Raw genomic sequence first — 11,198 nt, 5'->3', positions numbered from 1 at the left:
CTAGGCGTCCCTCGAGATATTGCTTGGGCGAGTCGAACACGTCATTCGCGTTCACTTCGTGACTGCGTGCAGTCTCCGCCACGGAACGTCCACTGGACAAGGTCTCCTCAACGATCTGGCGCTTCTCGTCCGGCGTACGCCGCGGATACTTCCGGTCGGCTTTGACTTCGGTGCATTCGGTCACTGTGTCCATGATTCCTTTGTGGGCACAGTCACATTTGTGCCCCACGAAAGCATCGCGGCACCTTCATCAGGCGTCTATACGGTCACGGTCGGACGGTTACCGTAGTTCTATCCACATGAATGCCACAAGCGCCCCGCGCGCTCAAGCTGAGCGTTTGTCCGTCTCTGGCGTCGTCTGCTGGCCAGACTTCACACAATTGGCCAGCACGCTCGCAAGTCTCCGCGTCGCATGCGAGACTCTGCAAACCTAAGAGCTGACCTTCCAGCCACGCTCCACCTTCTCGACAACGATAGCTTTGCCGGACATTCGTGCCGCGCGGCGCCAAATGCCATCCTCAGTTACGCGCTGGCTTATTGGCTGGCAATGTGGCGACTGGAATCAGGTGACTCAACCTTCGTTCCAACGCAAGTACAGCTCGATGTTTCTTCAACCCCAATGCGGGCTTCTCAACGAACCGCCAGGACAGGGCAGAAAGCAGACAAGTGACCGGCAAGCTTGCGCAAAAGAGAGCGAGCGGTGATATGTCATTGCCGAGAAAATGGACCATCGTCTGTTGGACCGGAAACGCGTAAATGTAGATTCCGTAGGAGATGTCGCCGTGTTTGCCGAATTGTGCCACGCGTCCGAGCGACGCAAACGCGAGCGTGATCACAATCAGCGGAGCCAGCATGATGTACGCCGCGTGCTGTGCATCCGTGCCGCGCACGGCAACGATCGCGAACACTGCCAGCATGACAAGGTCAACTCTGTTGAGCTTGCTCAAACCGTGCAGGTAAAGAAGAGCGCCGCCGAAGAACAAGCACGCGAGTTTGGCAGACTCGGCGACGGGAAAATTGTTGTGCCAGACCGCAGACTGAAGTCCGAAGGCCGGAATGCCCCGAAAATAAAAGAGCCAGCATGCGCCGACAAATATCACCATCACGCGTGTATTCAATGCGCGAACAATACCCAATGCAAGCACGATCACGTACATCAGCACTTCTACAGGCAGGGTCCACAGAGAGCCGTTCACTGCGCCTGGATACGCATTTGATTCGAAGACTCCCGGCAGCGTGTAACGAATGAATAGCCAGATATTGCTCAAATAGGCACGCGTGAGCGGATGGTGCAGGTAAGCCCACATGTGCAACGTTGTCAGAAAAGCGCCTAGCACCAGCACTGTCAGGGCAACGCAAACGGCCAGTCCAGGAAACAATCGAAGCACGCGCTTAATCGCGTAGTCGGCAACGCCGTTCGAATTTTTGCACGAGCCGGTGATCAGATAGCCGCTAATGACGAAAAAAATGGCCACGGCCAGACCGCCCCCGGAATCGATTCCTGTCAGCGCAGCAATCGGTTCGGCGGCTTCGTGACCTGTGAGCGGGTAGCAGTGGCTGAACAGAACGAGGCTTGCGGCAAGAAAGCGCAATATGTCGAAATTGTTGTCTCGTTGCATACGTAAGGCTATGAAAGTTGCGGTAACAATTTGTGAGATATACCACAGATGACCAAGCCGCCCCGTAGCGTGTTTGAAAATACGTGGCCAACGACGATTGGTCGTTAAGGCCCTAATTTTATTTTCCAAGGGGGAAATTGCATCTCAAAGGGTCTGCCGTCGGCCAACCCCCCATCCGACGCGAGTAACAATTGACAAACAAAGTTGCTGAAGTCGATGCTTTTGAGCAGAATTGCGACTTTGTCGCACGCCCTTTGTATGAAAATATCGCCCGGTCACTTCGCTTTGCCCGCATGAACGCTAAACAAGCGCCGCGTTCAGAATTTGAGCGCTTATCCGTATCAGTTGTCGTCTATCGGCCGGACCCAGCGCAACTTGTACAGACGCTGGCTAGTCTTGGCGCCGCCTGTGCGGCCCTACGCTCTATCAGACCCGGCCTTCCGGTCGAACTCATCCTCGTAGATAACGGTGGTCTACCGGACGTCTCCGTGGTCCTCAAGGAACTGGCTGCTCACGATATAGACTGCACGATCATCACTGGGCACGGAAACGTGGGATATGGCCGAGGCCACAATTTGGCAATCGAGCGGTCGGCGAGCTGTTATCACCTCGTGCTGAACCCGGATATCGACCTTGACCGAGACGCACTAATCGAGGCGTTAGACTTTTTCGATGTTCACCCGGATGTGGGACTGTTGACGCCGTGGATCGGTGACGATGAGGGGCGCCTGCAGTACCTGTGCCGCCGCTATCCGACCTTGCTGGACCTGCTTGTGCGAGGTTTTCTGCCCGCTGGTTTGCGTAAGTTGTTTGTGAACCGTCTCGCGCGCTATGAGATGCGCGATTTGATTAACGAGCGCGACATTGTATGGAGTCCACCTATCGTCAGCGGCTGCTTCATGCTGTTCCGCACAGACGTCCTGAAGCGTTTGGGCGGATTCGACGATCGGTATTTTCTCTATTTTGAAGACTACGACCTTGCACTTCGCACGAATGAGCTTTCGCGAGTGGTCTATCTTCCAACCGTCCGGATTGTGCATCACGGGGGGGGCGCAGCCCGCAAGGGCTGGCTGCACGTGCGCCTGTTCGTCGCTTCGATGGTCAAGTTCTTCAACCGATTCGGCTGGAAGTGGCTATGAGTCATGTGCTCATCACTGGCGCCAACGGATTTGTCGGCCAAGCGCTGTGTCGCGCATTGCGTGGCGCGGGACATACGGTTACAGGCCTTGTCCGGCGCGCGGGGCAGCTTCAAAGCGACGTGAACGAATGGATCGACGTCAGCATGGATTTCGCCGCCATCGACGCGGCATGGCCGGCCACCTTGCAAGTGGACTGTGTCGTGCATCTGGCGGCGCGCGTGCATGTGATGCGCGAAGAGGCGGCGGATCCGGACGCGGCGTTTCGCGCGACCAACGTTGATGGTGCGTTACGCGTCGCACAGGCCGCATCTCGCCATGGAGTGCGGCGTTTTGTCTTCGTCAGCAGCGTCAAGGCGCTGGCCGAAGCCGATATGGGCCGTCCGTTACGCGAAGACGATCCGCCGATGCCGCAGGACGCATACGGGCGCTCGAAGCTCGCCGCCGAACTCGCGTTGTCGAGCTACGGCGAGCAGTCCGGCTTGGACGTCGTGATCGTGCGGCCACCGCTGGTGTACGGGCCGCAGGTGCGCGCCAATTTCCTGCGGTTGATGGATGCTGTCTGGAAAGGGGTACCGTTACCGCTGGCTTCGGTCCGTGCCCGGCGCAGCCTGATCTACGTCGAAAATCTTGCAGACGCACTGATGCACTGCGCGATAGATCCGCGCGCAGCGCACCAATGCTTCCACGTCGCCGACGCTGATGCTCCAACGGTCGCCGAGCTGGCCTGCTCGCTCGCTCTGCATCTGCAGAAGACCGCGCGCTTGTTACCGGTGCCACCAGCCTTGTTGCACCTGGCTGGCCGACTGACAGGCCGCTCCGCGCACGTGGACCGGTTGGTCGGCGCCTTGCAGCTCGACACTGCGCGCATTTGCGCGACGCTTGATTGGCAGCCGCCGTATTCGACCGACGAAGGGCTGGCCGAAACCGCTCGTTGGTATCGAGCCACGCATTGAGGGCGCGCATGTTGACGTACTTTTTTACGCTCCCGACAGCGTTGGCCGTAGCACTGGTCGCGCTCGGTGCCGCATGCACATGCGGCGCTATTCTATGGGCGCTACTCAGGACCGGCATGGCCTGGCGACTTGCCACGGACATTCCGAACGATCGCTCGCTGCATGCCGCACCGACGCCGCGCGTGGGCGGCTGGGGCATCGTGCCGGTGGCCGTGGCGGCGACCTTGCTGCTGGCGCCGAGCCTCTGGTATGCCGCTCTCGGCACCGCGTTCCTGGCGGCGATTTCGCAAATCGACGACCGGCGCGGATTGCCTGCGCGAGTCAGGTTCGCCGCGCATCTGATCGCCGTGGTCGGATTGGTGATACTTTTTCCCGCCAATGCCCCCTGGTGGGTCTTGGTAATTCTTGCCTTCTTGATGCTATGGTTGGTTAATCTTTACAACTTCATGGATGGCGCGGACGGTCTGGCGGGCGGTATGGCGATGTTCGGTTTCGCCGGGTACGCCGCCGGGGCGCTCCTCAGCGACCATCCTTTGCCGGAACTGATGTGGTCGGCGACGGCGATTTCGGGCGCAGCGGTCGGCTTCCTGTTGTTTAATTTTCATCCGGCACGCATTTTTCTCGGCGACGCCGGATCTATCTCCCTGGGTTTTCTTGCCGGGGCGCTCGGTTACTGGGGCTGGCGCGGTGGGGTTTGGCCCGTCTGGTTTCCGATCCTGGTCTTTGCGCCGTTCATCGCCGATGCATCGATCACGCTTGCCCGCAGGCTGGTGCGCGGCGAAAAGTTTTGGCAAGCGCACAGGGAGCACTACTATCAACGTATGGTGCGTTCAGGGATCGGCCACGCTAGGACCGCATTGACGTGGTATGGACTAATGGTAGCTGGCATAATGCTTGCTCTTGTTGCACTTGGCCGCTCAGTGATTTTTCAGTCGTGTGTGCTGGCGGTCTGGATCGCCGTTCTCGGCGCGGCGGGCCTATTCGTCGAGTTGCGCTGGCGTCGTTTCCAATCAACACTGTCCGATAACTGAGGTATGACGCTGATGTTAAGAAACAAGGCCACCTGGCTATCTTTCAGCGCTTTCCTTTTCGACTTATGCGCGGTCGCGGCCGCTTGGCTGATCGCGTACATCATTCGCTTCAACGGCCTGGTGCCGGAAGACTTCCGGCTCGGGGCAATGCACTCGCTCCTCTGGGTTCTGCCGACCTACGGCATCATGTTCCGCATCTTCGGCTTGTACCGCGGCATGTGGGTCTTTGCGAGCCTGCCGGATCTCCTTCGTATTGCAAAAGCGGTAATTGCCGGCGCGCTGATCGCCATGGTCGTTTCGGTGATGGTTCAGCCGTTGCCGATCGTGCCGCGCTCGGTGCTGATTGTGTCCCCGCTATTCCTGTTCCTTGCGATGGGCGGATCACGCGCCTTGTATCGTGCGACCAAAGAGTTTTATCTCTATGGCGGGCTTGTGGCGCAGGGTAAGCCGGTCGTCGTACTCGGCGCCGGCAACGCGGGCGCGAGTCTCGCCCGCGAGCTGTCGCGTTCGAGCGAATGGCGCCTGGTGGGCTTGCTCGACGACGATGTCGCCAAGCACGGGCGCGAAATCTACGGCTACAAAGTACTTGGCTCGATAAGCGAATTGCCGCGATTTGCTGAGACGCTGAAGACCGAGTACGCGATCATTGCCATTCCTTCCGCCACGGTGGATGTGCAGCGGCGCGTTGCGACGCTATGTGTCCGTGCTGGCGTTCGGGCGCTGGTGCTGCCTGCGCTAACCGACGTCACGCAAGGCCAGGCGTTTCTCTCGCGCGTGCGGCAGATCGACCTCGAAGATTTGCTGGGCCGTGATGCGGTCAATATCGATACGCCCCACGTAGAAGAACTGCTGCGTGACCGGGTAGTGATGGTCACCGGCGCCGGCGGGTCTATCGGCTCGGAATTGTGCCGCCAGATCTTGCGCTTTCGGCCGGCTCAACTCATTGCGTATGACTTGTCCGAATTCGCGATCTATCGGCTCATTGAGGAATTAACCGAGCGTTTTCCGGAGGTTTCGGTGATTCCGGTGATTGGCGACGCAAAGGATTCGCTGTTGCTCGATCAAGTGATGTCGTCTCACACGCCGCACATCGTGTTCCATGCGGCCGCGTATAAACACGTCCCGCTGATGGAAGAACAGAACGCCTGGCAAGCCGTGCGTAATAACGTGCTCGGCACCTATCGAGTAGGTCGCGCTGCGATTCGTCACGACGTGAAGCATTTCGTGCTGATCTCGACCGACAAGGCAGTCAATCCGACTAACGTCATGGGTGCGAGCAAACGTCTGGCGGAAATGGCTTGTCAGGCTTTGCAGCAGACCAGCTCGCGTACACAGTTCGAAACAGTTCGGTTCGGGAACGTACTCGGAAGCGCCGGCAGTGTCATTCCGAAGTTCCAGCAGCAGATCGCGAAGGGCGGCCCCGTCACGGTGACACACCCCGAGATTACGCGCTTCTTCATGACCATCCCGGAAGCGTCGCAGCTCGTGCTGCAAGCGTCGAGCATGGGGCATGGCGGCGAGATCTTCATCCTCGATATGGGTGAGCCGGTGAAGATCGTCGAACTGGCTCGCGATCTGATTCGTTTGTACGGCTTTAGCGAGGAGCAGATTCGGATCGTGTTTACGGGTCTGCGGGCCGGCGAAAAGCTCTATGAAGAACTGCTGGCTTGCGACGAGACGACAACGCGTACGCCGCATCCCAAGTTGCGGACCGCGCGTGCGCGCGAAGTATCAGACGATCTGTTGGACAAATTGTTGCCGTGGCTTATGCAGCATCGCGTGTTAAGCGACGACGAAGTACGTCGCGACTTGCGTCGCTGGGTGCCGGAATATCAACCGGCCAGCGCGCCGGCGTTGCGTAGTGTCGGTAACGTTACATCGACTACGCGGGCATCCTAGAGCTTGTACAGGTGGGTCCAGTTGCTGCCACATGTGTAAAAAAGGCACCTCGTGAACTGCACCGCAAAGATTGGATCGGTGTCTAACTTTGCGGGGGCAGTTCACCGTAGCGCCCTGTTAATTACGGGCACTCTGCGAGTTCCACTGGGAGATTTTAACCAGCGACAGGGGACGCTTTTCGTGGGTGCACGCTAACAGATTCGTGCGTACGGGCCCTTACCCGCGCTGTGTCCCGCGGACTTGCCCCCAGCGCGCGCCGTCCTTTCCAGCCTCGGTTACCGCAGCAACTCGCGACAATAATCAGTCACTTCGCTAGCGATTCTCTCGGCCGGAATGCTGTTGATATTCTGCTCAGCGAAAACGGTTCGTATCGTCGATTGAGAATGGAGTCGCCACTCAGGTTTGATTTGACAGAAGATCGCGACACCGGGCTTTCCGAGGGCTGCAGCAATATGCATAAGCCCCCCATCCGCGCCAATAAAAAAGGAACTCTGCTTTATCAACTCGGCTGCCGCGGTGATATTCGGCAGGTCTACGTGCGGCTCGACATGGCCGCAAGCTAAGTCGTCACGGACTGCTTTCACCGTATCGAGTGCATCTTCGCCCGTGCCGAGCAGAATGAACCGCGGGCCCGGGACCTGCTTGGGCCAGTTCGACGAAATCTGCTTGATAAGCATCGCCCAGTTTTCGTACCTGCGTCGCCTGTCGCCGCCTCCCACCGCGACCGCAATCGTAAATGTCTCTGCGCTTCCAGCACTCCGATCTGCGATCGTCAACGCGGGCGCGATCGGGCCAGATTCGAGCGTCGATTTGAACACGCGCGTAATCTGTTCGTACGAAAGCTGGATCCTCGAAAAATTCTCGTCCCTGCGGTGCCCCATAATCGAAAACCACGGCGTGAACGGATGATATTGAATCTTCTTTAAGATGGTTTTCGTAGTGAGGCTTTGGACTATCACCATGTCATACCTCGCGTCGCATTCGTCCAGCGAACGGTACACACGTCGGAACCGGGCATCCCTGACAAAAAGCTCCGCCGGACCGTATGGCATGCATAGATCGATGGATATGCGCGGGTCAATCAGAAACCGCTGTGACAGATCCATAATGGAGTCACCGATCGTGGCCCAGTCGTAATACCACAGCAATTTTTTGACTTTTTGGGGCGCGGTATTGGCTATCAAAAGCTGCTGACCGCAAAGAAGCATCAAGGCGGTTCGCTTGACGGACGATATAGACATCATGTCGATCGGGATAACGCCAAAGCCGAGTGGGACGTGACTTGTTCTCGTTGCGGGCTCTTTAACGCCGCAATGCGGACAAACTTTTGCCGAACTGGCAACCTCTTTTTGCATTCCTTGAACTTGATGGGTGCCATTGATTCCCTCGAACGACTGCGGATAGTTTTACGTTTTCTCGTTGTGACTGCGCTCAGCAAGAAAACGCATGCCTTCCAGTTCATTTCGGACCTCTGGCGATTCATCGATGCATCTGATGATATTTGCGCCTGCTGCATTGTGACAAATTCAGCGGTTGCGCCGGGCGCTTAGACTACCGCTTCCCCTTCCGAACCACCATCCACCTAGGCGACTTAAACCGCACAATGCTCACATATAGCCACACATAGGTCGCCGCAAACACCACCACAAAACAGAACAGATGCAGCGTATGCCGCCAGAACAACGTCGCCGGCACGACTGCGATCAGACATAGCAGCCACAGATACGGAGACGTCAGCGAGTTCCGCCGCGTCAACTCGCGAGCGGTACGCGCACCCACCGCCCAACGCATCAAGCGCTTATAAACCAGCATATGCAGATGCACGCCATCGGGAATCCCCGGCGACATCCCGCGAATAAATTTCTTCCGGTAGATCGAGAAGCAGGTCTCGAAGATCGGGTACATGAAAAGCAGCACCGGATACCACGCCGACACATCGCGATTACGCATCACCAGCATGATCGACAACTCGGCGAGCATGAAACCGATGAAATACGCGCCACCGTCGCCGAGGAAAATCAGCCCCGCCGGAAAATTCCAGATGAAGAAGCCGAGCACCGCGCCCATCATCATGAATGATGCCGACAGCACGATCGGGTCGGACACCTGGAACGCTACATAAGCGAGCGACGCGAACATCATGAACGCGACCATCGATGCAAGGCCGTTGAAACCGTCGATGATATTGATCGCGTTGGCGAGCGCCGCGACGGCCAGCACGGTGATCGCGCAGGAGATCACCGCATACGACAGCAGAAAGTCGAGCGGGGGCACGCTGATGCGCGTCACAGCGATATCCAGCAGGAAGTAGGCGAGGGCGGCTGCAGCCATGGTGCAGACGAGCCGCGCGAGCGGCGAGACGCGCTTGGTCAGATCCTCGACTAATCCCGAGCCGAACGCCGGCATGCCGCACGCGATCAACCCCAGAATGCCGCCCGACACTGCGGGATACGCATGATGCAGTTGCACGGCGGATACGATCAGCCCGACCAGAATCCCGGCGCCGCCGATGCGTGGCACCGGGCGTACATGGAATTTCTGCACGCCGGCCAGATCGGTATCGGTGGAGAATTTTTCATGCAGATGCGCATAGCGCACGATCAACAGCGTGATCAGCAGGGAGACGAGAAAGCCGAGCGCAAAACTAAGCATGAAAGTGGGCCTGAGCGAAGACGCCGAATTATACAAACGAAACGCGTGCCGACCTGAAAAGCAGCGTTTGCGCCACGTGTGAGCGAAATCCCAGATAGTGAGGCTTTAACCGCCCGCAAAGCCATGCCTGTCATGGATTTCACCTATTCAACGCGGTCTCCGGAAGGCCGTTAACCTGGATGCGGCGAAGTGTAAGTTGCCGGCGAAAAGACGGTCGCCGACGCATCGCGGGGTTCGCCGCCGATCAATAAGACGTTCCGGAGACCCAATGCTAAACAACATCACCATTCGCGGTGGCTTGACGCTGGTCATCAGCGTATTCGTCGCTTTTCTGCTGACCGTGATCGGCGTCGGCTATGGCGCGCTCAAGCTCGCGAATAGCAGTCTCGACGAAACTCAGCACAGCGCCGTGGCACTGTCGCATCTGAAGGCTAGCTCGGAAAAGCTGCTGCAGGTGCAACTCGCGCTCGGCTCCTATCAGACGCTCTTCAGCGTCGGCAAGCAAACAGACGACTTGTTGCCGGCCGCGCATAAGGTGCTGGTCGAATCGAACAATGACTTCGGCAGCTACATGGCTGGCCCGTTCGCGAGCGAGGACGAGAAGAAGCTCGCGCAGAACGTCGAGCAGGCGCGTAGCGCACTCGTCGACAAGGCGATCGAACCTGAATTCAAGGCGCTCACCGACTTCGACTTCAACACCTTCCGCAACATCCAGGGCGAAACAGCGAACGCCTTTTACGCGGCCTATTCGAAGTCCATCGACGCGCTGCAGCGCTTGCAGATGGACAGCCAGCGCAAGCAGGCCGAAACGGCGGCGCAGCGTTTCCAGATAGCGACGCTGCTGTTCGCCGCGATCGGCGCGATTTCCATCGTGATCGGTGTGATGGCGCGGGTCGGTCTGTCGGCGGCGGTGATCAAGCCGGTCAATGCAACCATCAAACACTTCGAGCGCATTGCCGCGGGCGATCTGACGATCGAGATCAAAAGCAGATCGCGCAACGAGATGGGCCAGTTACTGAGCGCGCTGACCAAGATGCGCGACGGCCTCGTGGAGACCGTGGCGAAGGTGCGCGGCAGCACGACCGCGATTACGCAAGGGGCGAACGAGATCGCCTCGGGCAACGCCGACCTGTCGTCGCGCACCGAGCAGCAGGCGGCGGCACTTCAGCAGACCGCGGCAAGCATGGAACAACTCTCGGCAACGGTGAAGCAGAACGCGGATAACGCGAAGCAGGCGAACCGGTTGGCGCAGGGTGCGTTGGATACGGTGACGCGTGGTGGCGCTGTGGTGTCGCGCGTCACCGAGACGATGGATGGGATCACCGAGTCGTCGCGTAAGGTGGCTGAAATCATCGGCATGATCGAGGGGATCGCGTTTCAGACCAACATCCTCGCCTTGAACGCTGCCGTCGAGGCAGCCCGCGCGGGGGAGCAGGGGCGCGGTTTTGCCGTTGTTGCTTCGGAAGTGCGTAGCCTCGCGCAGCGCTCTGGCTCGGCTGCGAAGGAGATCAGGGAATTGATCGGCGAATCGGCCACCAAGGTAGAGCAGGGCGCATCGCTCGTGTCCGAGGCACAGAAGACGATTCACGAAGCCATGGACGCGGTTCAACGCGTCACGGGCGTCATGAATGAAATTGAGGCGTCAGCACTCGAACAGAGCGACGGTATCGAGCAGGTCAACAAGGCGGTCTCGCAGATCGACGAAGTCACGCAGCACAATGCTGCGCTGGTCGAAGAAGCCGCTGCTGCGGCGAAATCGCTGGAAGAGCACGCTGTTGCTTTGCGTGATGCGGTGGCGGTGTTTCAGGTGGCGGCTTAGAGCGCTCGCCGCGGAACAGCCGCGGCGTCTCGAGCTTACGCACAGCGCCCCGCGCTACATGCGGCTTCGGATTATTGGCAGGAACG

General features: G+C 58.6%; 9 protein-coding genes. 5 read left to right on the top strand and 4 right to left on the bottom strand.

Going from position 1 to position 11,198, the window contains the following annotated elements:
- The coding region (locus PQQ96_RS34780) for a transposase (RefSeq protein ID WP_408300907.1) at positions 1 to 193 on the bottom strand (193 nt) is incomplete at its 3' end.
- Positions 194 to 518: 325 nt separating this feature from the next.
- Positions 519 to 1,748, bottom strand: a complete 1,230-nt coding sequence (locus tag PQQ96_RS34775; protein ID WP_408300905.1) for an acyltransferase family protein — start codon at positions 1,746 to 1,748, stop codon at positions 519 to 521.
- Positions 1,749 to 1,912: 164 nt separating this feature from the next.
- Here PQQ96_RS34775 and PQQ96_RS34770 point away from each other — a divergent pair, with 164 nt between their 5' ends.
- From PQQ96_RS34770 to PQQ96_RS34755, 4 genes are read left to right on the top strand one after another with little or no spacing between them, the layout of a single operon-like run.
- On the top strand, positions 1,913 to 2,758 hold the full coding sequence (locus tag PQQ96_RS34770) for a glycosyltransferase family 2 protein (RefSeq protein WP_408300913.1): 846 nt from the start codon (positions 1,913 to 1,915) through the stop codon (positions 2,756 to 2,758).
- Complete coding sequence (locus tag PQQ96_RS34765) at positions 2,755 to 3,711, top strand: UDP-glucose 4-epimerase family protein (RefSeq protein ID WP_408300903.1); 957 nt, start codon at positions 2,755 to 2,757, stop codon at positions 3,709 to 3,711. Before PQQ96_RS34770 ends, PQQ96_RS34765 begins: the two co-directional genes overlap by 4 nt.
- Before the next feature lie 8 nt (positions 3,712 to 3,719).
- On the top strand, positions 3,720 to 4,742 hold the full coding sequence (locus PQQ96_RS34760; protein ID WP_408300901.1) for an MraY family glycosyltransferase: 1,023 nt from the start codon (positions 3,720 to 3,722) through the stop codon (positions 4,740 to 4,742).
- A gap of 12 nt (positions 4,743 to 4,754) precedes the next feature.
- Positions 4,755 to 6,641 carry a polysaccharide biosynthesis protein gene (locus tag PQQ96_RS34755; RefSeq protein WP_408300900.1) on the top strand — a complete coding sequence of 629 codons (1,887 nt, stop codon included), beginning with the start codon at positions 4,755 to 4,757 and terminating at the stop codon, positions 6,639 to 6,641.
- 275 nt (positions 6,642 to 6,916) lie between these two features.
- On the opposite strand, the gene PQQ96_RS34750 is transcribed toward PQQ96_RS34755, so the two are convergent.
- Both PQQ96_RS34750 and PQQ96_RS34745 read right to left on the bottom strand, forming a co-directional pair.
- Positions 6,917 to 7,996 (bottom strand): glycosyltransferase family 9 protein, encoded by a 1,080-nt coding sequence (locus PQQ96_RS34750; RefSeq protein WP_408300898.1) that lies wholly within the window; start codon positions 7,994 to 7,996, stop codon positions 6,917 to 6,919.
- A gap of 196 nt (positions 7,997 to 8,192) precedes the next feature.
- Complete coding sequence (locus tag PQQ96_RS34745; RefSeq protein WP_408300896.1) at positions 8,193 to 9,293, bottom strand: MraY family glycosyltransferase; 1,101 nt, start codon at positions 9,291 to 9,293, stop codon at positions 8,193 to 8,195.
- A 268-nt stretch (positions 9,294 to 9,561) separates the two neighbouring features.
- Here PQQ96_RS34745 and PQQ96_RS34740 point away from each other — a divergent pair, with 268 nt between their 5' ends.
- Positions 9,562 to 11,112 carry a methyl-accepting chemotaxis protein gene (locus PQQ96_RS34740; RefSeq protein ID WP_408300894.1) on the top strand — a complete coding sequence of 517 codons (1,551 nt, stop codon included), beginning with the start codon at positions 9,562 to 9,564 and terminating at the stop codon, positions 11,110 to 11,112.
- The last annotated feature ends 86 nt before the right edge of the window (positions 11,113 to 11,198 follow it).

Origin of the sequence: Paraburkholderia sediminicola (genome assembly GCF_046027825.1) — a bacterium.
In the GTDB taxonomy this organism is placed as follows: domain Bacteria; phylum Pseudomonadota; class Gammaproteobacteria; order Burkholderiales; family Burkholderiaceae; genus Paraburkholderia; species Paraburkholderia sediminicola_D.
Note: the sequence above shows the minus strand (reverse complement) of the source record. Positions and strands in the feature narration are given on the sequence as shown.

Bases quoted from the DNA above. Each gene is read 5' to 3' on its own strand.
- PQQ96_RS34740 (WP_408300894.1), top strand. From the start codon at position 9,562: ATGCTAAACAACATCACCATTCGCGGTGGCTTGACGCTGGTCATCAGC.
- PQQ96_RS34755 (WP_408300900.1), top strand. From the start codon at position 4,755: ATGTTAAGAAACAAGGCCACCTGGCTATCTTTCAGCGCTTTCCTTTTC.
- PQQ96_RS34760 (WP_408300901.1), top strand. From the start codon at position 3,720: ATGTTGACGTACTTTTTTACGCTCCCGACAGCGTTGGCCGTAGCACTG.
- PQQ96_RS34745 (WP_408300896.1), bottom strand. From the start codon at position 9,293: ATGCTTAGTTTTGCGCTCGGCTTTCTCGTCTCCCTGCTGATCACGCTG.
- PQQ96_RS34765 (WP_408300903.1), top strand. From the start codon at position 2,755: ATGAGTCATGTGCTCATCACTGGCGCCAACGGATTTGTCGGCCAAGCG.
- PQQ96_RS34750 (WP_408300898.1), bottom strand. From the start codon at position 7,996: ATGCAAAAAGAGGTTGCCAGTTCGGCAAAAGTTTGTCCGCATTGCGGC.
- PQQ96_RS34770 (WP_408300913.1), top strand. From the start codon at position 1,913: ATGAACGCTAAACAAGCGCCGCGTTCAGAATTTGAGCGCTTATCCGTA.